22 protein-coding genes are annotated in these 24283 nt (G+C 59.1%); 18 read left to right on the top strand and 4 right to left on the bottom strand.

The window, feature by feature from the left end; translation table 11 throughout:
• Nucleotides 1-30: 30 nt before the first annotated feature.
• Nucleotides 31-711 (bottom strand): sugar transferase, encoded by a 681-nt coding sequence (locus tag FHP24_RS22620; RefSeq protein ID WP_139678499.1) that lies wholly within the window; start codon nucleotides 709-711, stop codon nucleotides 31-33.
• A 723-nt stretch (nucleotides 712-1434) separates the two neighbouring features.
• Between FHP24_RS22620 and FHP24_RS22625 the strand changes: the two genes are divergently transcribed.
• Nucleotides 1435-1731, top strand: a complete 297-nt coding sequence (locus FHP24_RS22625) for an exopolysaccharide production repressor protein (RefSeq protein ID WP_246091902.1) — start codon at nucleotides 1435-1437, stop codon at nucleotides 1729-1731.
• Nucleotides 1732-1842: 111 nt separating this feature from the next.
• Nucleotides 1843-2853 (top strand): glycosyltransferase family 2 protein, encoded by a 1011-nt coding sequence (locus tag FHP24_RS22630; RefSeq protein WP_139678500.1) that lies wholly within the window; start codon nucleotides 1843-1845, stop codon nucleotides 2851-2853.
• 64 nt (nucleotides 2854-2917) lie between these two features.
• On the opposite strand, the gene FHP24_RS22635 is transcribed toward FHP24_RS22630, so the two are convergent.
• Nucleotides 2918-3886, bottom strand: a complete 969-nt coding sequence (locus tag FHP24_RS22635) for a glycosyltransferase family A protein (protein ID WP_139678501.1) — start codon at nucleotides 3884-3886, stop codon at nucleotides 2918-2920.
• Between the two features lie 663 nt (nucleotides 3887-4549).
• Here FHP24_RS22635 and FHP24_RS22640 point away from each other — a divergent pair.
• The 11 genes from FHP24_RS22640 (at nucleotide 4550) to FHP24_RS22685 (ending at nucleotide 18155) form a co-directional block, all read left to right on the top strand.
• Nucleotides 4550-5470 (top strand): glycosyltransferase family 2 protein, encoded by a 921-nt coding sequence (locus FHP24_RS22640; RefSeq protein WP_139678502.1) that lies wholly within the window; start codon nucleotides 4550-4552, stop codon nucleotides 5468-5470.
• An 80-nt stretch (nucleotides 5471-5550) separates the two neighbouring features.
• Nucleotides 5551-7047, top strand: coding sequence for a lipopolysaccharide biosynthesis protein (locus FHP24_RS22645; RefSeq protein WP_139678503.1), 1497 nt, complete (start codon nucleotides 5551-5553; stop codon nucleotides 7045-7047).
• A 40-nt stretch (nucleotides 7048-7087) separates the two neighbouring features.
• Nucleotides 7088-8116 (top strand): polysaccharide pyruvyl transferase family protein, encoded by a 1029-nt coding sequence (locus FHP24_RS22650; RefSeq protein ID WP_139678504.1) that lies wholly within the window; start codon nucleotides 7088-7090, stop codon nucleotides 8114-8116.
• 524 nt (nucleotides 8117-8640) lie between these two features.
• A complete protein-coding gene (locus FHP24_RS22655) occupies nucleotides 8641-9792 on the top strand; it encodes an acyltransferase family protein (RefSeq protein ID WP_394344659.1) in 1152 nt (383 codons plus the stop codon).
• A 4-nt stretch (nucleotides 9793-9796) separates the two neighbouring features.
• The gene (gene exoK, locus FHP24_RS22660; RefSeq protein WP_139678506.1) at nucleotides 9797-10588 is read left to right on the top strand and encodes an endo-1,3-1,4-beta-glycanase ExoK; all 792 of its coding nucleotides are present in this window, start codon (nucleotides 9797-9799) and stop codon (nucleotides 10586-10588) included.
• A gap of 72 nt (nucleotides 10589-10660) precedes the next feature.
• Nucleotides 10661-11854, top strand: a complete 1194-nt coding sequence (locus tag FHP24_RS28820; protein ID WP_180356096.1) for a glycosyltransferase — start codon at nucleotides 10661-10663, stop codon at nucleotides 11852-11854.
• A gap of 14 nt (nucleotides 11855-11868) precedes the next feature.
• Nucleotides 11869-12897, top strand: a complete 1029-nt coding sequence (locus FHP24_RS28825; protein ID WP_180356097.1) for a glycosyltransferase family 2 protein — start codon at nucleotides 11869-11871, stop codon at nucleotides 12895-12897.
• Nucleotides 12894-13835 (top strand): glycosyltransferase family 2 protein, encoded by a 942-nt coding sequence (locus FHP24_RS22670; RefSeq protein ID WP_139678507.1) that lies wholly within the window; start codon nucleotides 12894-12896, stop codon nucleotides 13833-13835. Before FHP24_RS28825 ends, FHP24_RS22670 begins: the two co-directional genes overlap by 4 nt.
• Complete coding sequence (locus FHP24_RS22675) at nucleotides 13832-14788, top strand: glycosyltransferase family 2 protein (RefSeq protein ID WP_139678508.1); 957 nt, start codon at nucleotides 13832-13834, stop codon at nucleotides 14786-14788. The genes FHP24_RS22670 and FHP24_RS22675 overlap by 4 nt, the downstream gene beginning before the upstream one ends.
• A gap of 45 nt (nucleotides 14789-14833) precedes the next feature.
• On the top strand, nucleotides 14834-15739 hold the full coding sequence (locus tag FHP24_RS22680) for a UTP--glucose-1-phosphate uridylyltransferase (RefSeq protein WP_139678509.1): 906 nt from the start codon (nucleotides 14834-14836) through the stop codon (nucleotides 15737-15739).
• Between the two features lie 70 nt (nucleotides 15740-15809).
• Complete coding sequence (locus FHP24_RS22685; protein ID WP_139678510.1) at nucleotides 15810-18155, top strand: polysaccharide biosynthesis tyrosine autokinase; 2346 nt, start codon at nucleotides 15810-15812, stop codon at nucleotides 18153-18155.
• A 61-nt stretch (nucleotides 18156-18216) separates the two neighbouring features.
• Here the strand turns inward: FHP24_RS22685 and FHP24_RS22690 are convergent, their stop codons facing one another.
• Entirely contained in the window at nucleotides 18217-18810 is a 594-nt protein-coding gene (locus FHP24_RS22690) for a TetR/AcrR family transcriptional regulator (RefSeq protein WP_394344662.1), read from the bottom strand.
• Nucleotides 18811-18882: 72 nt separating this feature from the next.
• Between FHP24_RS22690 and FHP24_RS22695 the strand changes: the two genes are divergently transcribed.
• Complete coding sequence (locus tag FHP24_RS22695; RefSeq protein WP_139678512.1) at nucleotides 18883-19101, top strand: hypothetical protein; 219 nt, start codon at nucleotides 18883-18885, stop codon at nucleotides 19099-19101.
• A gap of 387 nt (nucleotides 19102-19488) precedes the next feature.
• Here the strand turns inward: FHP24_RS22695 and FHP24_RS22700 are convergent, their stop codons facing one another.
• The gene (locus FHP24_RS22700; protein WP_139678513.1) at nucleotides 19489-20151 is read right to left on the bottom strand and encodes a sulfite oxidase-like oxidoreductase; all 663 of its coding nucleotides are present in this window, start codon (nucleotides 20149-20151) and stop codon (nucleotides 19489-19491) included.
• A 101-nt stretch (nucleotides 20152-20252) separates the two neighbouring features.
• Here FHP24_RS22700 and FHP24_RS22705 point away from each other — a divergent pair, with 101 nt between their 5' ends.
• The 4 genes from FHP24_RS22705 to FHP24_RS22720 all read left to right on the top strand — a co-directional run bounded on the left by FHP24_RS22705 (nucleotide 20253) and on the right by FHP24_RS22720 (nucleotide 24272).
• Nucleotides 20253-21437 carry an aminotransferase gene (locus FHP24_RS22705; protein WP_139678514.1) on the top strand — a complete coding sequence of 395 codons (1185 nt, stop codon included), beginning with the start codon at nucleotides 20253-20255 and terminating at the stop codon, nucleotides 21435-21437.
• A 26-nt stretch (nucleotides 21438-21463) separates the two neighbouring features.
• Entirely contained in the window at nucleotides 21464-22738 is a 1275-nt protein-coding gene (locus tag FHP24_RS22710) for a DUF763 domain-containing protein (protein ID WP_139678515.1), read from the top strand.
• A 160-nt stretch (nucleotides 22739-22898) separates the two neighbouring features.
• Nucleotides 22899-23930 carry an alpha/beta hydrolase gene (locus tag FHP24_RS22715; protein WP_139678516.1) on the top strand — a complete coding sequence of 344 codons (1032 nt, stop codon included), beginning with the start codon at nucleotides 22899-22901 and terminating at the stop codon, nucleotides 23928-23930.
• Nucleotides 23931-24065: 135 nt separating this feature from the next.
• Nucleotides 24066-24272 carry a hypothetical protein gene (locus FHP24_RS22720; RefSeq protein ID WP_139678517.1) on the top strand — a complete coding sequence of 69 codons (207 nt, stop codon included), beginning with the start codon at nucleotides 24066-24068 and terminating at the stop codon, nucleotides 24270-24272.
• Nucleotides 24273-24283 lie beyond the last annotated feature (11 nt).

A 24283-nucleotide genomic window follows, 5' to 3' on the forward strand; every position in this document is an offset into this window, starting at 1 on the left:
GGGAGGTATGCGGCGCGGCCAGATGGGCTGTCAGTAGCTGCCGCGTGCCATGCAGACGGCAGGGATCGTCCTCAGGATGATCGAGACGTCCTGAACAAGCGACCAGTTCTGCACATAGTGCGTGTCGAACGCGATGCGGGTCTCGTAGGAGACATCATTGCGTCCGCTGATCTGCCACAGACCGGTCAGGCCAGGGCGTGTCTGGAGGTAATAGACAGCGGAGCTGTCGTAGACCTTCAACTCGTCATCGACGACAGGACGCGGACCAACCACACTCATTTCACCCCGAAGGATGTTGAGCAGCTGGGGCAGTTCGTCGAGGCTCAGCTTGCGCAGCACACGACCAACCGCAGTGACGCGGGGATCGTCGCGGAGCTTGCGGGTCTGCCGCCACTCTTCCGCGGCCTCGGGATTTTCCCGCAGGTACTTGCGAAGCAGTTCATCCCCATTGACCGCCATGGTGCGGAACTTGAGGCATTTGAATGTACGGCCCCTGTGGCCGATACGGCCGTGCCCATAAAAGGCCGGGCCCTTGTCGGTCAGTTTGACCAAAGCCATGATCATTAGAAACAGCGGGCTGAAAACGATCAGGGCAAGGCCTGCTGCGGTAAAGTCGAACGTTCTTTTGACCAGGCCGCCGATCGGGAGTGTCATGGCGGCATAGTCCAGGTCTGATAGCGGCGTATCTGCCGAACGTGTCGCTGACTTCATAGAGGAGACTCCATTTAGGTTTTGCGATAGTCGGTGCCTTAAGCGGCGCTTCATCGAGCTATTATGTGATAATAAGTCTGTGTTCGTAATTTGATGCCAGACAAAAATTTCTGCGGTGGTGACCGGAGGGGCCGAATGGAGGCCGGAAGGCGAGGGCGGTCACAGCTGCAGGTCGTGATGGTAAATATAAAGCCTTACACAAATACTACCGCAGGCCTGTAAACTTGAATCGATCTCGACTATTAATCGTAATCGAAACTTGATGCGGATGTATTACGAGTGTTTTTCAGCGGTCGGATCAGTCGCCGCTTCTTGAGGTTCAGGCCCAAAGTAGCTTGTCCTTAGGACCAAAGGCCTAGGCCTGCTGCACCGCAATACAATGCTGCAGCGCAAAAGGCGCATGATCGCGCCCGGTGACCTTTGTAACAATAATTGAACGGATAGGGCGGGCTCCTGGTAGCCGGCGGCACCCGTTTGTTCCAACTGGCGGCAAATCAGGCTTAAATGTGGCGAAAATGTGGTGTAGACATGTGGTAACGGGGTGTTGAACCGGTTGAAAGGCGCGTCTTGGGCCTTTGACGGAATCTTACCAAAGATTCACTGGCCAAAATCCTTGACCGCGCGAAAATCTTGAAAACTCTCTCGTTGCACCGTAATGTACAGGGCACGAGAGAGGACTGTTGAAATTTAAAAACTCATAAGAAAAGTCCCTCGGGAGGAATGATGATGTACGCACCGCGTGTATTCGTGAGCATGATTGGCACTCTCGCCGTGTTTGCCATCGCCGCGTATGTCATGTCAGGTTCCTTCTGGATGGCTCTCGGCGAAACTATTCTCTGCGCGGTAATACTTCAGATCGGTTATTTCATCGGGATCGTTTACCTGGTGCGGCGCGAGAAGGCGCAGATGGATTCGGCCCGCTCCAGCGACGGCGTTACGGCAAAGTCGAGAGCGGATGCTGGCGTCCGCGACAATTTGACTGCCGAAGCGCCGGCTCGCGTGCACATCCAGGATCACTGAGCTTTTATCAGGATTTGTCCCGAACATAAAATTAGCTCTTTCACATCGCTGCCATTTTCCTAAGTTCTTAGTCTGCGCCTGTAAGCGACGAGACGGACGATGGAGAAACTTATGGCGGAAGCCGTTGATGAAACGATCTGCGTAATCATCGCAGCGAAGAACGCTTCCGATACGATCGGTCTGGCGGTGGCTTCGGCTCTTCGCGAGGCCGTTGTATCTGAGGTCGTCGTCGTCGATGACGGCTCCAGTGATGGTACCGACCATGCGGCGCTGGCGGCCGATGACGGAAGTGGGCGCCTGAAGATCATTTCGTTCGAGAAGAATCAGGGGCCTTCGGCGGCAAGAAACGCGGCGATTGCCCAATCCAGCGCGCCACTGATCGCCATTCTCGATGCGGACGACTTCTTCTTCCCGGGGCGTTTTGCCCCCATGCTTGCCGAAAGCGGCTGGGATTTCATCGCCGACAATATCGCTTTCGTAGCGGACCCAGCGGCGCTTTCGGCGCCGGCACGGTTTCAGTCGCGGGCGCGCGCGCTGTCGCTCGTCCAATTCGTCGAGGGTAATATTTCCCAGCGCGGCAAGCCGAGGGGCGAGACGGGCTTTTTGAAACCGGTCATGCGTCGCACCTTTATCGAGGCGCACGCGCTTCGATATGACGAACAGTTGCGGCTTGGCGAGGACTACGATTTTTATGTGCGCGCCCTTGCCCTGGGCGCCCGATACAAGGTGATCGAGCATTGTGGTTATGGCGCCGTCGTGCGTGGCGATTCGCTTAGCAGCCGGCACCGGACCGAAGACCTGAGGCGGCTTTATGAGGCCGACAATGCCATTCTTGCGGTGATGGCACTGCCTTCGGACGCACGCGCTCTCATCACGCACCACCGGGATCACATCAAGGCACGCTACGAATTGCGCGAGTTCCTCGATGTGAAACGGCAGTCCGGCAACGGCGTGGCGATCAAACATCTGCTGTCGCGCCCGGATGCTCTTCCGGCCGTGGCGACCGGTATCTTCTTCGATAAATACGATGCTCTTCGTCGCAACAAGAACACGTCGGCCGCTTCGCTGCCGACGACGCCGCGTTATCTGCTGGCCGGTGTGCCTGTCGCAGGCCAACCATGATGGCAGGCGGGTGAAATATCTCCCGCCTAATAGTTTCATTCTCGTGAAATGATGTGTCTTCGGACTATCCGCGACGGCGGTCGAGTTTGCTGGCGCCAAGCCGCATGGCTGCGCCAAGGATTGCCGGATCGCGGATGACCCAGCGTGCCAGCATGCCGAATTCCGGTGACTGGCGACGCTTCAGTCGCCCTGCCTGGCTCCACAAAGCCTGGTGTCTTGCCATGTTCTTGTAGGATGTGATCGAGGCGACATCGTCAGGCCTGTCCTCGAAGCGCGTCTCGAGCGTGTCCAGCGCAACCAGAGTGTTGAACTGCTGCTGCAGAAATTCCGGCGACTCGTTGTCGATGCCGTGAAAAATGTTGACGCCCATGCCACGGGCCGCGCCGGGCGTGTCGCACAGCACTGTACGCTTTGATTTCAGAAGGCAATCGGCAAAAAACAGCACGTCTTCCGCTGCAAGCCGCAAGACGGGATCGAACCTCACCGTCTCGAATATCGGCCGCGAGATCACCATGCAGCTCAGGTGCAGGAAGGCCCAATCCTTCAGCATGACGCTGGCGAGGTTGGGAATTTCGAGCACGAGAGGGTCTTCTACCAGCGTCTTGCCGTCTTCGGTCTCGGCCAGCTTGGCCATGCCGAAATGATAATAGAACTCTTCGCTCTCCTGCATCGATGCCCAATAGCAATCAGCGTCGAAGCGGGTCATGAACTCATGCGCGTTTTTCAGATGGTCGGTCCGCCACATGTCGTCGGAATCGAGCAGGGCGACGAAGCGGGTCTCGGATGGAACGTTGTCGAGCCCGGTGTTGCGGGCAGCGCCCGGCCCGCCGTTTTCCTGCCGGATCACGCGGATCCTGGTTTTCCATTCTGCGGGGATGTCGCGCAGTTCCGTCTCGGAGGGAAATGGAGACTGGTCATCGACGATAACGATGTCGAAGTCCTGATAGGTTTGCGCGAATATCGATTTCAACGCGCGGGACAAAATTCCTTTTTTCCGTTGGAAGAACGGAATTACAACGGTGAAACAAGCCATATTTGTTGATTCCTTAGCAGTTTTGGAAAGGGCGCTGGGCGGTTGTCCATCTTTCTTGGCGAGAGGGCAGGAGGAGCATTTCATCGTGTTGAGATCGGACTGGTTGCCCGGCGCGGAACACACGACTGAGGGGGCGGTAGCGGCTGCGTCCCGAAGGACGCATATCTGTCTGCAGATCCGGCGATTCGTGCTCGGCTTCAAAGTTTTCGACCGGATCGATGCTCAAAGCGACACGTTCGATGTCGCAAACGCAATGTCCCGGTCGTGGATGCATGGGCGCAAATGCGCGATGTTAATGTTGGGCGCTGCACCAATTTTAGAAGGGTGAATACGGCAAAACGGTGAGTTCGAAGCCTGTTTTGTCCTCGGCTTGCGGCACAACATTTGCCGAAAAGCCGTGCTTTTCCCCTGAAAATTAAGGTTTTTGGCGATCAGCTATCATTTTTCCGACAAGAAATGAGGCTATGCAAAATATTTGCCGCTGGTGATGTTCAAACACCGATGGTGCCCTAACTGTGAGCAACAATCATGAAAATACCCCAATTGCATCCCTCATTGGTTTCGTGATTTGTTGCAGTGCAAAATGGCTTTTGGTAAGAGGTGGCGGCGAGCCATGTCTTTCGCTTCATGGTTGAAGGGCGCTTAATGGTTGAAGGGGACAGGATGACGTCCGAGGTTGCCGATATTAGCCTCATCATTTCTTCGCGTAATCGGGCCTCCGGGCTCGATAGCTGTTTGCAGGCCATTGCCGTTGCTGCCCTGCAGGCGAGTGAACTCAAGCTCGAGTTCATCTTCGTCGATAACGGATCGACCGACGGGACATCCGATGTCGTCTCCAGGTGGAGCGCAACCGCGCCGATCGCCACGACGCTGATCTTCGAAAGCCGTCCGGGCCTGTCGCATGCCCGAAATACCGGCATCCAGAATGCCCGCGGACGTATCCTCGCGTTTACCGATGACGACTGCGAGATTTCTCCGGATTATTTCGTCACCGTCGCCCGTCTTTTTGCCGAGGATACGGCGCGCGTCATGCGTGGCGGCCGCATCGATCTCGGCGACGAGCGTGATCTGCCGATCACGATCAAGACCGATACCGAACATGCGGTGATGAACCATTACAATCATCCGGGCGGCTTTATCCACGGATGCAACATGACCTTTCCCAAGGCGCTTGCGGATGCGGTCGGTCTTTTCGATACCCGCTTCGGTGCCGGCGCCACCTTCCGATCCGGCGAGGACACGGATTACATCCACCGGGCGTTCCGGGCAGGTTTCAAGGTGGAATACACGCCGCATCTCGTCGTCAAGCATTTCCACGGCCGGCGCAGCATGGATCAGGTACAGCGGCTGTTCGACGGATATTCCTACGGCAACGGCGCGCTCTACGCGAAATACATGTTCGTCCGGGATTCGAACCTGCGCGGCATGCTGCGCTGGGACATTCGTCAGGCGTTCAAGGAATTCTTCGGTGGCCGCAATCTCGATGGTGCGCTGGGGCTGACCTACCGAAACACCGTTCGCCAGAATATGGCCGGACTTTGGGCTTACTGGCGCAGCCAGGGCACGCGTCAGGCTTCATCATAACAGCACGGCAACGGTCCACCATGCGGGCCAAGACGCATATGGGGCGGCCTGGTGCCGCCTGCTAATCGATTGGATTGTTCATGGATGCGAGTGCCGTCGATCGTGGCGACCTGAAGAAAAAAACCGCAACGTCGATCCTGTGGTCGATCGTCCGCGTCGGGTGGAGCACGGTCGCGACGTTCATCATCTTCGTCGTGCTGGCCCGCATATTGGGACCGGCGGATTTTGGTACATTCGCGCTCGCCAGCCTGTTCGTCGAAATCGGCAGGGTGCTTGCCTATGCCGGGCTCGGCGACGCCGTGACCCGCCAGCTGGATCTCAACGAGGAATTGGCCGATACCGCGTTCTGGGCCTCGCTCGGCTTCAGCGTATCGGTCGCACTGGTCATCTTCTTCGCCGCTCCCGCCTATGGAGAGTTCGTCCGCGATCCGAATGTCGCCGAAATTCTCAAATGGCTGGCGCCGCTTCTGCCGCTTTCGTCGCTTGCGGTCATCCACAATGCCCGGTTGGCGCGCGAATTCGGCCACAAGAGCCTTGCGGCCCAGAGCATTGCCGCCAGCCTTCTGTCGGGTGCGACGGCGGTTGCCGCGGCATTTCTCGGCTGGGGCGTCTGGTCGCTGGTGGCGCAGACCGCGGTCAATGCCGTTGTTATCGTCGTCCTCGGCTGGCTTTCCTATCGCTGGATCCCGAAGCTGCGGTTCAACGTCACCATTTTCCGGTCGATCTTCGTGTTCAGCATCAGCCTCGTTGTCAGCCAGCTTCTCTGGATGATGCTTGCCCGCGTGCAGGACATTTTCATCTCACGCTGGTACGGGCCGACCGAAGTCGGTCGATACAGGATCGCCTGGCGGCTGATCGAGCTGATATCGCAGGCAGTGTTGTCGCCGATCGGCAGCGTCGCGCTGGTGACGTTGTCGAAGCTGCAGAACGATCGGGTCAGCTTCCGCAACGCCTATAACCGCATCGTCGGCTTGGCGGCTCTCGGAACTTTCCCGCTGCTGCTCGGCTTCGGCGCGCTATCGGACCAGCTGATCCTCTTCCTGTTCGGCGACAAGTGGGGCAATGCCGGCGATGTCTCGACCGTGCTGGTGATGATGGCCGTGCCCTTCGTGATGAACGTCTTTGCGTCGTCGGCGCTCGCCGCCGTCAACAAGGCCCAGAGCATTCTTTCGGTCGCCGCACTGCAGCTCGCAGCAACGATACTGCTCACCTGGCTGCTGGTGCCCTACGGCATCATCGCGGTTGCCGCCGGTTATGCGCTGCGGGCTTGGCTTACCATGCCGTACCAGCAATATGTGCTGAAGCGTTATGCCGATATCGATTCGCTCGGCACGCTGAAGGCGATCGCTATGCCGTTCATCGGCTCGCTGATCATGGCCGTCTGCGTCTGGTTCGCCAAACCGGTGATCCTTGCGGTGGTGACGCCTGCATGGCTCGGCACCGGCCTCTGCATCGCGCTCGGTGGCGTCATCTATGCCGCATTCATGCTCATTTTCGCCTTTAAAATGATCCGGCCCTATCTCGCCATGATCATGTCCATGCTGCCGGCACGCTTCAGGCTGCTGGCGCAAAGATAGACCCAGTTCGAATTCACGAAGTTTACGTCAAGGAGATCCCATGCAGGAAACAAGCGCTGCCACCATCAAGAGGCTTCAGGGCGTTATCCACGATAACCTCGCCGATCTGGTCGATCTGTCCGGGCGTTACGCGTTGCTGGACTTCCCGAACCACTACAATATCGGTGACAGCGCCATCTGGCTCGGTGAACTCGCCTATTTCGACCGGGTGAAATCGAAGCCCAGCTTCGTCAGCGAAATCCCCACCCACAGCGACGACCGGATGTTGTCGGCTATCGGCGATGGCCAGATCCTGCTGCATGGCGGCGGCAATTTCGGCGACATCTGGCCGGGTTTCCGCGAATTCCGCGAGCATATTCTGGGGAAATATCCGGGACGTCCGGTCATCCAGATGCCGCAGACGATCCATTTCAAGAGCCAGGAAAATGTCGACAGCACCGCACGCGCGATCGAAAAGCACGGCAATTACAAGCTGCTCGTGCGCGACAAGAAGAGCTTTGAATTCGCCAAGAAATGGTTCCAGTGCGAAGTCCGCCTTTGCCCGGACATGGCTTTCTGGATTGGTCCGGTAAAGCGCCTCGCGCCAAGCCACGACCTGCTGCTCAATCTGCGGGCCGACCAGGAAGTCGGCGCTGCGCATGACACGTCGCGTGCCACTGCGCGTCCGAATGTCATCGTGGCCGATTGGCCGGAACACGAGGAAGCCGAGTTTCAGAAACGCACCAAGCGCATCGCGATCATCAAGGGACTGCTGCGCGGTGATGTCGGCGGCCGGGCGAAGATGACGGAACTGGCCTATCGTGAGCGGGCGCAGCAGCGCTTCGATCGCGGCGTAAGGCTTCTCAGCTCGGCACGGCAGGTCATCACCGACCGCATGCACGGCCATATCATGAGCCTGCTTCTCGATGCGGACCATTGTGTGCTCGACAACAGCTACGGCAAGACCAGCACGTTCATCGATGCATGGCAGACCGCCAATGGCGACCGCGCGGCACTGGTGGCGAATATCGACGAAGCGCTGAACGTTCTGGATCAGCGCACCGCCCTCAGCCGCGCGACGGCCATCTAACGGCGAAGCGTTTGCCAAGACGGTAAACGAAGCACTAAATATTCTTGTCAACGCGGCCGGGTGGAACACGCTTGGCCGCGTTTTTTTATCGCGTTTTCGGGCGATGATGCCTTTGCAGGTGCTCAAAGCGCTTCAAGACAAGCGGTTTCCGCCGTATGTGGCGCTTCGGTGATTCGGCCCCATCTTTGCCACATTTTCGCCTCGATTTGCCATGGTTGATGCCGACACTTCACGGTCCAAGCACGATCACGCGAGAAAATGTGATTGTTTTTTCGATTTTAATTTCTGTTGCAATGCAGCATTCTAATATTAGCTATCAGTGTAGATCCCCTGCCTGCCAGCGCTTCCGGCCTGATAAATGCCAATGAACGAACGCCGGACGCCCCCCATTACTAGATTTCGCACCTGTCATTTTTGCTGCAATGCCACATTTTGCTCCAAACTTCACGTGATGCTTCTCTCTCACGCGGGCTCAAGTCTGCTCTGATTGAAATGGTGGTGACGGGAGGCGCTGCCCAAAAAGGGTGACTGGTTTGACTGTTGATCAGAACATATCCACCCGTATCAATTTGATGCGTATCCTGCTGATCTGCGGCATTGTCTTCGTGCATGTGCCTCATGATCCGGCTGCCGACGCCGTTATAACCGAGACCGGCTGGTTCAACTGGCTGAGTGTGTTTCTTGGCGATAGCCTGTTCCGTATCGGCGTGCCGTGCCTCAGCATGATCTCGGGTTATCTTCTGCTGCGCAAAGGCGCGGCTTCCTTCGATTACGGCAAGGTCGTCCGGTCCAAGACGATGACGGTGCTCGTGCCGTTCCTGATCTGGAACCTCGGCCTGTTCGTCGCAATCCTCGGCCTGCAGCGTGCCGACGTCGGTGTCGGCTATTTCCCCGATATCACGGCATCGTTCCGCGAGATGCTGACATATGCCTTTGCGCTTGAGGGACTGCCGGCCAATGTGCCGCTCTATTTCCTGCGCGATCTGTTCGTCTGCATCCTGTTGTCGCCGGTCCTTCTGTTCCTTCTGCGCCGCGCGGCCTGGCCGACGCTCGCCATTCTTTTCGTGCTCGCCGTTATCCCGGACCTGAGCTTTGCCATCGTCGTCAAGCGTTCGATCCTGTTCAGTTTCGCGCTCGGCATGTTCCTCGGGTTGCGTGGCGCCGATCTCAAGGCGCTGGACCGTTTCGCATGGCCGGGTTCGATCGCCACACTTTTTGCAGCCTTTGCGTTGTCGCTGGCGATCTATCTCAGCCTGCCCGCTTACCCCTGGAGCGTCGATCTTGCCCGCAACATCCTGTCGATCGTCGGCCCTCTCGGCGTCTGGATGATCTCTGCAATCGTGATCGAGACGCGGCTTGGCAAAAGATTGGCTGCGACCGGCAGCCTGAGCTTCTGGGTCTTCTGTGCCCACTATCCGCTGCTGGTAATGCTTTGGATGGTCTGGAATCGTGTGGGAACTCCAGAAGCCTATCCGGTCTTCTATTTCGGCTCGGTTGTTACAGCGCTTGTCATGCTGGTGATCAGCAACGCCGTCATCATGCGAGTCTTGCCGCCGGTCTACCAGCTTTTGACCGGCAGCCGCGGTCGCAAGGAAAAACTCGCGAAAGCGACTTCGAGCCGTTCCGTCGGGTCTTCGCACCCGATGGAGCCGAAACTCTCACAGCAGCGCAGGTGAAACCATGACGACCATCGCCATCAAAATCGCGGCCGCCATCTCCACTCTGGGCCTTTCCATTCTCTCCGTCGCCATGCCGGCTTCGGCGCAGGGTACTTTGAACAACAAGTCGTTCGTCGAGAATTTTGACAGTTTCGACCGGTCCTTCTGGTATGTCGCGGATGGCTGGGCCAATGGCTCGCACCAGAACTGCACCTGGTCGAAGAAGCAGATCGATACCGCCAATGGCACGCTGACGCTGAACTTTTCCGAAGGCCAGTCGAAAGACCGGAAATTCATTTGCGGCGAGGTGCAGACCAAGTCGCGATACCTTTACGGCACCTATGAAGTGCGGATGAAGGCGGCGACGGGTTCAGGCCTTAACTCCGCGTTCTTCACCTATATCGGCCCAACCGACAAGAAGCCCTGGGACGAGATCGACTTCGAGGTGCTCGGCAAGAACACCAATCAGGTCCAGGTCAACCAGTATATCAACGGCAAGGGCGGCAACGAAAAGCTCGTTCCGGTCGATGGCGGTGCCGACCAGGGTTTCAACGATTACGCTTTCGTCTGGGAAAAGGACCGGTTGCGTTATTTCGTCAACGGCAAGCTCGTTCACGAAGTGACGGACCCGTCGAAAATTCCGACCAATGACCAGAAGATCATGCTCAGTCTGTGGGGTACCGACACCCTGAAGGACTGGATGGGCCGCTTTTCCTATCAGGGGCAGGCATCCATGGTGATCGACCGGGTTTCCTTCACAGCTCCGGGGGACGCGTGCCAGTTCCCCGAATCCGTCGCCTGCAATCTCGATTAACCGTATCCGCAGTCCAGCCATTTCGTCGTTTTTCATATTGCGTCGAATTTTTCAGCACAGGAGCATGCCCGTTTGAGCATACACGTTCTCTACCTCGCCCATGATCTCGCCGATGCGGCGATCCGGCGGCGCGTACTGACCCTGAAGGCCGGGGGAGCAGACGTGACGGTTGCGGGGTTTACCAGAGGGCGGAACCTGCTGGAGGGCGAGCCTGATGTTCGCACGATCGTGCTGGGTGAGACCTCGGACGGGAAATTCGCCCAGCGGATCGGCGCCATCGTCAAGGCGAGCTTCGGGCTGAAAAGCAGGCTTGCAGGTGTTGCGCGGCCGGATGTCATCATTGCCCGCAATCTGGAGACGCTGGCGCTGTCGGGGCGGGCCGCAGGGGTTTTCGACCAGAATATTCCGGTCGTCTACGAATGCCTCGATATTCACCGCCTGCTGCTCGACAATGGCTGGAAAGGCCGTCTGACACGCGCATTCCAGCGCCATTTCGGCAGCCGGGCAAAACTGCTGATCACCAGTTCGCCGGCTTTCGTCGAGAATTTCTTCAAGCCGAAATCCGGGCTTTCGCTGCCGGTGCTGCTCCTTGAGAACAAGGTCCTCTCGCTCGACCCGGATGCCTTGCCTGTCCAGCCTGCACCACGGCCGCCGGAACCTGGTCAGCCCTGGCGGATCGGTTGGTTCGGGGCGATCCGTTGCGCCAAGTCGCTGGCGATCCTGACGGATTTCGCCCGCCGCATGGACGGCAAGGTGGAAATCGTGCTGCGCGGCCGTCCGGCCTATAGCGAGTTTAACGATTTCGACCGGATCGTCACCGATGCTCCGCATGTCACCTTTCACGGTGCCTATCAGAACCCTGAGGATCTCGCCCGCATCTATGACGAGGTGCAGTTCAACTGGGCTATCGATTTCTTCGAGGAAGGCCAGAATTCCGAATGGCTGCTCCCGAACCGCCTTTACGAAGGCGGGCTTTATGGCGCCGTGCCGATCGCGCTCAAATCGACCGAGACCGGGCATTTCCTCGCCCGCCGCGATATCGGCGTGACGATCGACAAGGCAACGCCGGAGGCGCTGGAAGCCCTTTTCGACGGGATGACAGCGGAAGTCTACGGCGAACATTTCGCCCGGATCGCTGCCGTCGAACGCGGTCAATGGATTACCGGGCCGGCAGATTGCCGGTCGCTGGTTGCAAAACTTGCATCGTTAAAACCAGATTTACGCTCACCTGCTGAAATGCAGGCTGCGTCAACCATGCAGTCGTGAGGTGGAATATGGTCATGAGTAGCATTCCCGGTTCCGACGTGTCGAACCAGAACCCCGATCTTCAGCGCAATCCGCGTGTTCTTCTCGTCATCCCCTGCCTCAATGAGGCAAAGACGATCGAACCGCTTTTGCGCAAGTTTTCGCTTCAGCGGGGCGATACCGACATGCTGATCGTCGTTGCCGATGGCGGCAGCCGCGACGGCACGCCGGATATCGTGCGCCGTATGATCGGAGAAATCTCCGATCTCGTGCTTCTCGACAATCCCAAGCGGATCCAGAGCGCTGCGATGAACCTTGCGATCCAGCAGTTCGGCGAAGGTCGCGATTATCTGATCCGCATCGATGCCCATGGCGACTACCCGGACAATTATTGCCAGGCACTGATCGAGGAGGCTGTCGAGCATCAGGCGGATTCCGTCGTGGTCGGCATGGAAACGGTTGGCTTCGGCGCCTTCCAGCAGGCAGCGGCGATCGCCCAGAACTCCAAGCTCGGCAATGGCGGCTCCAAGCATCGGGCCGGCGGTGGCGGCGAATGGGTCGATCACGGTCACCACGCGCTGATGCGGATCGCAGCCTATCGTAAGGTGGGTGGTTACGACGAGAGCTTCAGCCATAACGAGGATGCCGAGCTGGATTTCCGGCTCAGAAATGCCGGTTTCCGCATCTGGATGACGGGCGAGACCTTCATGACGTATTACCCGCGCTCCAGCGCCTCGGCATTGTTCCGCCAATATCTCGGTTATGGCCGGGGCAGGGCGAAGAACCTTCTCAAGCATCGCTCCATTCCAAAAATCCGCCAGGCCATTCCACTTGCGGTCGCGCCGGTTGTGGCTGGTGGGGTGCTGGCTTTGCTGCACTGGTGGGCCGCGGTGCCGGTTGCCGTCTGGATGGCTGCCTGCCTCGCCTACGGTGCCTATATGGCGATTGGTCAAAGGAACTCGATCGCGCTTTTTGCCACCATTCCGGCAATGATCATGCATCTGGCATGGTCGGCCGGGTTCTGGATGGAATTGCTTCGTATTCGACGAAAGAAGGTCGCATGACGACGGATCTCACCGTGGCAAGCATCGACATCGACATCGACATCGGCATCTGCACCTATCGGCGCCCGGCGCTGAGGGAGACGCTTGAATCGCTGTTCAATCTGACCGTGCCCGAAGGTGCTTCGGTGCGTCTGATCGTGGCCGACAATGATGCCGTTCCGAGTGCTGCCGATCTGGTGGACAGTTTGCGTGAGCGCTCTCCGTTCCCGATTCTCTATGTGCATTGCCCGAAGTCGAATATCTCGATTGCCCGCAATGCCTGCCTGACCTCGGCCGATGCGGATTTTCTCGCGTTCATCGACGACGACGAGACGGCGACGCCGGAATGGCTGGCAGCCCTTTACGACAAGGCGCGCCAGACGGGTAGTGAGGCCGTGCTCGGTCCGGTGCGCGCGCTGTACGGTGACGACAGCGCCGCATGGATGCGCAGCGGCGATTTCCACTCGACCATGCCTGTCTGGGTCGATGGCCGGATCATCACCGGTTATACCTGTAATACGCTGCTCGACATGCGCTCTCCGCTTGTCATCGGCCGACGGTTCGCGCTTGCGCTTGGCCAAAGCGGCGGTGAGGATACGCACTTCTTCTCGCAGCTGACGGAAAGCGGCGGTCGGATCGAATTTGCCGAGGATGCGCTGGTGCTGGAGCCGGTTCCGCAAAGCCGGGCGAGTTTTCTGTGGCTTGCCAAGCGGCGCTTCCGTTCGGGCCAGACCCATGGTCGCATCGTCGCTGCCAAGAATGGCGGCATCAAACGTCTTCCCAAGGCTCTCATCGCCGCCACAAAGGCCGGTTATTGTGGCGCTATCGCCGCAGCCTTCACGCTCATGCCTGTGAAGCGCAATCGATATGCCCTGCGTGGCGCGCTGCATGCCGGCGCCGTCATGGGCATGCTCGGCGTTCGTGAAATCCGCCAGTATGGCGCAGCGGAGGCTGCATGAGTATCGACAACGCGATACCCGATATCAGTTTCATCATCGCCGCCTATAACGCGGAGGAGACGCTGGCGCGCGCCATTGACAGCGCGCTTGGGCAAGTCGGCGTGACCGTCGAGGTCATCGTCGTCGATGACTGTTCGACCGACGAGACGGTAGAGATTGCCGAAAGCTATACCGATCCCCGCGTCCGGCTGATCCGTCAGCCGCAGAATGGCGGGCCGGGCAGGGCGCGCAATACCGGGATCGCGGCGGCAGCCGGCCGTTTCGTCGCGACGCTGGATTCCGACGATGCGGTCTATCCGGAACGCTCGTTATCGATGCTGCAGAGAGCCAAGACGCTCGATGCACCGATCGTGGTCGACAATGTCGATGTCGTGCCGCTGGAAGGCGGATCTGCGAAGACGATGTTCGACAAACGCTTTCTCCAGCAGAAACGGGAGATCACGCTTGCAGAATTCATCGATTCCAACCTGATCTTCAAGACAACCTTCAACTACGGTTACATGAAGCCGATCTTCGATCGCGAATTTCTGGCCCGCAACGATCTCTGGTTCGATGAGGCGCTTCGGATCGGCGAGGATTACATCCTGTTCGCCTCGGTTCTGGCCAGCGGCGCGCGCTGCGCGATCGATCCGAACCCGGGTTATGTCTATTATCTGCGGCAGGGATCGATTTCCCGCGTGCTGAAACATCAGCATCTCGATGACATGCTGGAAGGCGACAGCCGGTTCATGGCGCGCTTTCCGCTGGGCCAGGCTGAAATGGCGGCGCAGCGTCGTCGTACGCACAGCATCGTCGAAGCCCGCTCGTTTCTCACACTCGTCGACGAAGTGAAGCGCAAGTCGCTCGGCGGGTTCCTCAAAACTGCGATGCAGGCACCGGGAGCGCTCAAGCACTTCCGGATGCCCATCGCCGTTCGCATGCGCCGGTTCGTGAAAGCGGCCGGTGTCAACTGACATCCTGTCAATCGGGCGTGTATGCCCCCTGGAAAGGACTAGGGAATGGATTTGAAAAGACCAGTTCGGAAGGCGGTTATCCCCGTCGCAGGCAACGGAACCCGGTTTCTGCCGGCAACGAAAGCCATGCCGAAGGAAATGCTGACGATCGTCGATCGTCCTGTCGTGCAATATGCCGTCGACGAAGCCATGCAGGCCGGTATCGAAAACATCATTTTCGTCACCAGCCGTAACAAGACCGCCATCGAAGACTATTTCGACAGCAATCCCGAATTGATCGCCAGCCTGACCCGTTCCGGCAAGACTGTGCAGGTGGCGCAGCTGGAAAAGATGCTGCCGCTTGCCGGTACCGTCAGCTACACGCGCCAGCAGGTTCCGCTCGGCCTCGGCCATGCCGTATGGTGCGCCCGTGAACTGGTGGGCGACGAACCGTTCGCGCTGCTTTTGCCCGACATGGTCTCCTATGGTTCTCGCGGCTGCATGTCCGGCCTGATGGATCTCTACGAGGAAGTCGGCGGCAATGTGTTTGCGGTCGAGCAGTGCGCGCCGGAAGAAACGTCGAGCTATGGCGTCGTGGCTATCGGCCAGGACGTTCGTCACGGTTTCCAGGTCACCGGCATGGTGGAAAAACCGAAGCCGGCCGACGCACCGTCGAACTATTACCTCAATGGTCGTTATATTCTGCAGCCGCAGATCTTCGAGCTTCTTGAAAGCCAGGAACGTGGTGCCGGCAACGAGATCCAGCTGACCGACAGCATGCAGAAACTGTTGAAGGTTCAGCCGTTCCATGCGCATCCTTACCAGGGACGTACGTTCGACTGCGGATCCAAGCGCGGCTTCATCGAGGCGAATGTCGCCTTCGCGATGATGCGTGCCGACATGAGCGGCGATCTGGCGGTGACGATCCAGGAACTGCTCGACGCGCATGCCACCAAGGTCCGCGCGGCTTAACGCATTATCATTACAGGGAAGGCGAGACATTCGCCTTTCCTGCACTACTTTCCCAAGAGCGGATGAAACAATGGATCAGGCAAACTTTCGACCGATGACGATCTTTCCCCCAGAACAGAAAGACCACGACACGTTCATCGATCTCGATAAGCTGTGGTCTGCAGCCATGCGCCGGCTGGGAGTGATTGGCGCCTGTGTCGGAGCCATGGTCGTGCTGGCCGGCCTCTATCTGGTTTTCGCGCAGCCGATGTATACGGCGATGACGCAGATCCTGATGGACGACAACCTTTCTCGTTATGCGGAAGAGAGCGCATCGGACAGCCAGTCTTCGCAGATGCTCGACAACCGCATGTCGAGTGCCGTCGAAATTCTGAAATCCAAGGAACTGGCGCTGAGCGTCGTCGACAAGGCGAAGCTTGCGGATGTCGACCTGATCGTCGATCCGCCGAAATCGCCGGTCGATCTGGTCAAGGGCATGATCCGCAGCGTCACGTCGATCTTTGCAACGGATAAACCGCCGGCTACGGAAGCGCAGATCGCGGCCGGTCGCCGTGAAAAGGCTGCAGCGATCATCCAGCAATGGTTGACTGTGGAGCGCACCGGCCGCAGCTCGGTCGTCGCCCTGTCTGTCCGTTCGCCGGATCCGCAGCTTTCCACCATGATCACCAAGACCTATGCCGAATCCTATCTGACGGAACAGCTGAACGCCAATTTCGACGCGACCGAACGGGCCAGCATCTGGCTGCAGGAGCGGCTGAACGATCTCAATACGCGCTCGCAGCAGGCATCGCTCGCCGTGCAGCAATACAAGCGCGACAAGGGCCTTATCTCTCCGCGCGGCGAACTTCTGTCGGCGCAGCAGCTTTCCGACCTCAACAGCCAGCTGATCGTGGCCCAGGCGGATGCGGCGACCGCCGCCGCCCGCTACAACCAGTACAAGGCGATCATCGACAAGGGGCCGGAAGGGGCAGTGGCGAATGCCGTCGTCTCCAACCGCGATACCGACAACACCGTGATGCAGGATCTGCGCAAGCGCTATATCGGCATCAACGACCGCGAACAGTCGATCATCCAGCAGTTCGGTGCAGATCATCCGCAGGCGATCGCGATGAAGGCTGAAAAGCAGGACATCACCAACCAGATGTTCCGCGAATTGCAGCAGCTGACCGGTAGCTTCAAGAACGAGTTGGACGTATCGCAATCGCGCGTGGAGTCGATGCGGGAAAACATCCAGCGTGTTGCCGGCAGCAATGCCGATGCGAACGTAAACATGGTGCAGTTGCAGGAACTGGAACAGAAAGCCTCCGCTCTCAGGACGCTGTATGAATCCTATCTGCAGCGTTTCGAACAGGCGTCGCAGCTGCAGTCCCTGCCGATCGCCAAGGCTCGTGTGATTTCCGATGCCGGTGTTCCGACCTCGCCGTCCAGCCCGCGCAAGACGTTGACCATGGCGCTGTCGGTCGTTCTCGGTCTGCTGATCGGCTGTGCCGCGGCTGCCGTACTTGAACTGCGCGAACGGTTCTTCCGCACCGGCGATGACGTGCAGCAGAAACTCGGCATGCGTTTCCTTGGTTATCTGCCGCGGATTGCCGGTGCAGCGCGTGAAGATGCGCCGAAGCCGAATGCTGCGCCGGAACAAGGCGATGCCGCCAATCAGCCGGTGGGCGATCCGATCTCGTTCCGCCGCATGATGCGTGTTGCGGTCGAAGCGCCGCGTTCGCAGTTTGCTGAAACACTGCGCAACACCAAGCTCGCCTGTGATATCGTGCTGCAGGGCAAGAAATGCGCCGTCATCGGTGTCGTTTCCTGCCTTCCCGGCGAGGGCAAATCGACTGTGGCGGCCAATCTTGCCGGTCTGATTTCCTCCAGCGGTTCGCGTACGCTCGTCATCGACGCCGACCTTCGCAATCCGGGCCTTTCCAAGATGCTGGCAAGCGAACCGGAAGTCGGTCTCGTCGATGTTATCCTCAACAAGACGTCGTGGACGAGTGTCGCCCGTGTGGACCGCCGTTCGCGCCTCACCATCCTGCCGATGACGACGCGCGGCCGTCAGGTCACCCATACGAGCGAGTTGCTTGCTTCCACCGGCATGAGCCAGTTCCTGGAAAGCATCAAGGAAACCTTCGACGTGATCGTCGTCGACCTTGCGCCGCTCATCCCGGTCATCGACGCCAAGGCGTTCGAACCCTATGCGGATGCCTTCGTCTTCGTAACCGAATGGGGTGCGACACCGGCCAAGGCGGTACAGAGCGTGCTTCAGTCCGAGCCGCAGATCGCCGCCAAGACGATCGGCGTCATCCTCAACAAGACGGATCTTTCCGAACTGCACAAATATGCAGATCCGGGTGCGCCGGAGCGTCTGCGCGGCAATTATCTGTCCTACTACCGGGATTACAAGGAAGTCGCGGCCGAGTAATGGCCTGACTATCTCCGATCAGCAAACGGCCCGGTTTTTCCGGGCCGTTTTCGCATGAGCCTCAGGGCTTGACGCGCAGTCCATCCATCAGGAGACCGATCAGGCGATTGGCGCTGTCGCGCCATTCAGGTGTGTCGGGGATCGAATAGATGCTGGACATGGCATGCATCAGGTCGGACTGGCCGATATCCTTGCGGATGAGGTTCTGGTCCTGCGCCTCCGTCAGGAGCTTGTCGAAGGATGAGCGGATACGTCCGAACCCTTCGGCAAACATGGCCGAGTTGGAGCTGGCGATGATCTTCAGGCTGCTCGCCATGCCGCGCTTGGTCGCCATGTAGCTGACGAAACGGCGCATCCACTGTTCGAGCGCGACATCGGCCGCTTCGGTGCGGGAGAGTTCATCGGCGGCATCTGCCAGATTCTGCAGTTCACGCCGATAGACCACTTCGACCAGATGCTCGCGTGTCGGGAAATGGCGGTAAAGCGTGCCGATGCCGACACCGGCCTTGCGCGCTATGTCTTCCAGCGACGTCTCGACACCATTGTCGGCAAATGCCTGGGCGGCGATCTCTATCAGCTTGTCGCGATTGCGGCGGGCATCCGCCCTCAGTTTCGGCGTCTTCTGATCTGCAGTTTCCGGCGTGGCCGAGGCCAAAGTCATGCTCCCACGGAATCGGCACCTGATGTTACGCATCAAGTCGCTGGTTTGAATGGAGGAGCCTCCGAATTGGAAGTCCTTCTTGTTTTAAACCGGAAGCAGGGCGGATGTCATGCCCGAAATGTGGCGTTCCTCGCGACCGGCAAGCAGATGCGCAATCGAATGATGACCAGAGAGGTTGACGCGCTCGACGAAAGCATCATTGCGCTCTTCTACGGGGAGAAGGCAACGGTGCTCTCCGGCGTGGCGTGGGTCTTTATCCGCCGTCTAAGCGGCGCCCTACTATAATATTTCCTGACGTGAGCTTGGGATCTCCGTAGACCCGGTAGGTATATCCGGTGTTCGGTTTTGCATGCGGCTTCTCAGAAGCGAATGTCGTTCGCGCAAACTGCATGTATCGTGCATCGGCTTTGGGATTGCCCGTCGAATCTCGCATGGACACGGACGCCATTTTGCCGTTTGCGTCGGTTTTGACCAGCACTGTTCCTATACGTTTGCTCATAGGACTACAGCCCGTAACAAGCAGGCCCAGAAGGAAAACCATAATAAGGCGCATAAATAGCTTTCTGGAAAAAATCGGATTATTGCTGGACCTGATTGGTACGCATCTTCTGGAAAACGGCAATCCATAGAGATGTCGCGGCCTCACTTGGAATGCAGCAGGGTATCAGGCCCTCAGTCCTCCGAATATCTTTCCTCCGCCCACGGGTCACCGCGCATGTGATAACCGTTCTTCTCCCAGAAGCCGGCATGGTCCAAGCCGTTGAAGTCGATGCGCTTCAGCCACTTGGCGCTTTTCCAGAAGTAGAGATGCGGCACGACGAGGCGTACCGGGCCGCCATGCTCTTCGCTCAGCGGCTTACCCTCCCAGTCGGTCACGATGATCGCGTCCGGGCTTGAGAAATCGGAAAGCAGCAGGTTGGTGGTGTAACCGTCATAGCTTGTCAGCATCACCGACACGGCCTCATTCATCGGATCGACGAAATCGAGAAAATCGCGGGTCGAGACGCCCTTCCAGTTGTTGTCGTAGCGGGACCACGTGGTCACACAGTGGATATCGGACAACATGTTCGTCTGCGGCAGGGCCTGAAATGCCGACCAGTCGAGCGTCACCGGATTGTTGACGAAGCCGCGCACGTCGAGTTTCCATTGAGATGTCGATACGCTTGGCTGCTGGCCGAGATCGAGTACCGGCCAGTTCTTCACCAGATGCTGGCCGGGTGGCAGCCTGTCCGTCTCGGGTCGGGCATGGCGGCCGGTGAGGAATTTTCCCTCGTCTGCCCATTTGCGCTTGGTGATCGTCAGTTTCGAGTCCTGAGCCGGGGTGTCGTCGGCCATGAACGTCTCTCCTATAGCGGCGGTCTTGCGTCTCCCGATAATCTGATGAACATGGGCGGCAAATCAATCGCCCGTCTTTCACATTCCCACTCCGGAACCCCATGCTCGCCTTTAATTCGCGCTTCAATCCGCTCGTAGACAAGCTTTCCCTTCCTCCCGTTCCGTCCGTTGCAGCCTGGGGTCGTGCCTATGACGGCAGCGTTGGCCCACTGATCGATCTGTCGCAGGCGGTTCCCGGTTATCCGGCCCATCCCGAGATGTTGCGACTGCTTGGCGAGACGGCATCATCCACCGCCTATACCGGTTACGGACCGATCGAGGGCGATGCCGCGCTGCGGACGGCGTACGGTGCCCATAGCGCCGAAGTCTATGGTGCAGCTCTCTCTGCGGCTAACACGCATATCACATCCGGCTGCAACCAGGCCTTTGTCTGCGCCGCGATGACGGTCGCGGGTCCCGGCGATACGGTGCTGATGACCGAACCCTTCTATTTCAATCATCAGACGACGCTTGCGATGATGGGCATCGGAACTTCATTCGTGTCCTGCAAGGCTGAGGACGGGTTCCTGCCGGAGATTTCAGCGATCGAGGCGGCGATCACCGAAGATGTTAAGGCGCTGGCACTGGTTTCGCCCAACAATCCGACCGGTGCGATCTATCCACCGGCGCTGCTGGAGGCGATCTTCAAGCTCTGCCGACAGAAAGGCATCTGGCTGATCCTCGACGAGACCTATCGCGATTTTCTTGCCGAAGCGGGGGAGAAACCGCATGACCTCTTTGGTCTCGATGGCTGGGAAGAGACGCTGATCAGTCTCTACAGCTTCTCCAAATCCTTCTGCATTCCCGGCCACCGGCTGGGTGCGATCACGGCTGGCGAATTGGTGATCGGCCAAGTCGCCAAGATCATGGACAACCTGCAGATCTGCGCGCCGCGCGCAGCCCAGGGAGCGGTCGCGATGGCACTGCCGCTGCTTGCCGCATGGCGTGAGGAAAACCGGCAGAAGATCGGCCGTCGCGCCGAGGCGCTGAAGGCTGTGATGCAACAGCTTCCGGACTGGAAGCTTGATGCGATCGGCGCCTATTTCGCCTTCGTCCGTCATCCGTTCGCCGGCGTCGGCTCGGCAGAGGTTGCGGAAAAGCTGGCGAAACGCGCCGGGATCACCTGCATTCCCGGCGTCTATTTCGGCAGTGGCCAGCAGAACTACCTGCGGTTTGCCTTCGCGAATGCGGACGTGTCGACGATCGGGCGGCTTACGGAACGTTTGAAGAACTTTTCGCTGTCGTAACCGACACGGCGCGCTTATAACGAGGCATGGCTCAACGTTCAGGCAGTGCCGATCTTCCGCTTCATGGCGGCCGGGTTCCCCGGTGGCTCGGCGAACGCATGACGCGGCTCGGCGCCGTCATCACCGAGGCGATCGTCATCCATTACGGCCGCGACGAGCTGCTGGCACGACTGGCGCATCCCTTCTGGTTCCAGTCTTTTGGCGCCGTGATGGGCATGGACTGGCATTCGTCGGGCATCACTACCAGCGTCATCGGCGCACTCAAGCGCGGTATTACCCCGATGTCGGGCGAACTCGGCATCCATGTCTGCGGTGGCCGTGGAAAAAACTCGCGCCAGACGCCGGATGAACTGATCGCCATCGGCAACCGCGTCGGCATCGACGGGGGAAAACTTGCCCAGACCAGCAAGCTGGTGGCCAAGGTGGACAGCGCCGCGGTGCAGGACGGGTTCGATCTCTACCTGCACGGTTTCATCGTCACCGACGACGGCAAATGGGTGGTGGTGCAGCAGGGCATGAATGACGCCCGCCGGCAGGCGCGGCGGTATCACTGGCATTCGGAGGGGCTGAAAAGCTTTCTCGATTCACCCCATGCGGCAATCGAGGGCCGCGGGCAAGGCGAGATCGTCAATCTCGCCGACCACCGGGCGCTGGCATCGCGCACCGGCCAGCTGGATCTTCTGGCGTCGCTTGGTCCGGACAGGATCGTCCGTGAGGTGATCGCCATCGATCCGTCGCGGGTGAAAAAGGTTTCGGCCCAGCCGATGCTGCCGCATCTGATCATGCCGGAGCATCACGATGTCCGCGAAGAGGATGTCAACATGCGCCGCCTGCACGGCACGCTGGCCGCTGCCGCCGAGCGCGGCCCGAAGGATTTTGAGGATCTGCTGATGACGCCCGGCGTCGGCGCCCGCACGGTCTCGGCGCTCGCAATGGTGGCTGAAGTCGTGCATGGCGCGCCCTGCCGTTTTTCCGATCCGGCCCGTTTCTCGCTTGCCCATGGCGGCAAGGACAGGCATCCGTTTCCAGTGCCGCTGAAAGTTTATGACGAGACGATCCGGGTGATGAAATCGGCTGTCGGCAAGGCCAGGCTCGGCCGCGAGGAGGAGCTGCAGGCTTTGCGCAGGCTCGACGATCAGTCCCGCCAGCTCGAACGGTATGTCACCGGCCCCGATTTCAAGGAAATCATCGCGGGTGAGTTCCGCCATTCGCATGAATGGGGCGGGCGAAGCGTCTTCGGCTGGGAACCTCCGGAGGAGGAGAACGGGAAGCCGACGCATGGTGGGCAACAGGCTTCCTGACGTTTCCGTCCGATATTTGACAGCAGTCACTTGCTGCCTCTGACAGAGTGTCGCGGTGCAGGTTTTGCCACGGCCCTGCGGCATGTCGGCTGCTTGTCACGTTCCGCTTACCCCCTAGGCTGCGCATCAGGAGTCACAGGAGTAGGGAGTACTCATCATCATGCCAACCATCATGGATCGCCGTCAGCTTCTCACCGCCGTTGCAGCCTCTGCGTTGTTGCCGGTCGCCGCACTCGCGCAGAATGCCGTCACGGTGCCGGTTGCTGTCGCGGGAAAGCCGGGTAAGGTACCCGAGGGGATGAAGCTGCCGCTTCTGCCGCAGCTCGAAAGTTTTCCGCTCTGGCCAGAGGGCAAGGTGCCGGGCAGCGCCGGGGTGCCGGCCAAGGAAGAGTGGATCCTGCGCAACCCGAAGGATGGCGATCCGAATGATACGGCCGCCCTGCACGTGACCAATCCGATCCTGATGGTGCGCCGTCCGGCCAAGCCCGATGGTTCGGCCGTCCTGATGATCCCCGGCGGCAGCTATACCCGCGTGGCGGTGACCCGCTCCGGCAGCAGCATAGATGAGACCTTTGCCAATCTCGGCTCGACAGTGTTCATCATGACCTATCGCCTGCCGCATGATGGCTGGGCTACAGGCCCGGAAGCGCCGTTGCAGGATGCCCAGCGCGCAATCCGCCTGATCCGCCACCGCGCCAAGGAATTCGGCATCGATCCGGCCCGCGTCGGCGTCACCGGTTTTTCCGCGGGCGGGCATCTGGCCGGCTGGCTGACCGAAAGTTTTGGCCGCAATACCTATGAGCCGGTGGATGAAGCCGACAAGCTTTCGAGCAAGCCACTCGTTACCGGCCTTTTCTATCCGGTCATGAGCATGATGGCGCCTTACGCCCACGAAACTTCGGTCAAGAACATGTTCCCGAAAGGCGGGACTGACGAGGAGAAGCGCAAGATCTCGCTGGAGTTCAACCTGCCCGCCGACATGCCACCGACCTTCCTTGCCCATGCGGGTGACGACCCGGCGGTCGCGCCGGAAAACAGCCTGATCCTGTTCCAGGCCCTGCGCGCCCAGAAGACGCCGACCGAGCTTCACCTGTTCGAAGTCGGCGGGCATGGGCTGATCGAAAACGGCAAGGATCTTCCGCATCTGGCGCTGTTCGAGATCTTTGCGAAGCGGCATGCCTTGTGGAAGTAGGAGAGAGCGGCTGCTGAACGGTCTGTATAAGCTCCCGCGGTTCATCTGCGGGGGCTGGTGGAGGATGAGACCCTAAAAGTCGATGAAGGAACCCTCTGCCGGCTGCGGTGTTACCGCTTGAGCTTGGAGGACATCATGACCCGCGAAACCACATCCAATGAAGCCACCCGTTTCGGCAGCAGCCAGCCGAGCGTTGCCAAGAGCTCTGGAACCGGCGAGGCCCCGGCCAAAAAGCAGCCGAGCCCTGCCAGCATCGAAATCAACAAGGCGCGCAAGGCCGTTGGTGCGGATGGTGTGACCGAGCAAGACGAGCGCGTCGCCGATGCCGGCGACGCGGGTTGAATTGATCGATA

The organism is Aliirhizobium smilacinae (assembly GCF_006335145.1).
GTDB lineage: Bacteria > Pseudomonadota > Alphaproteobacteria > Rhizobiales > Rhizobiaceae > Neorhizobium > Neorhizobium smilacinae.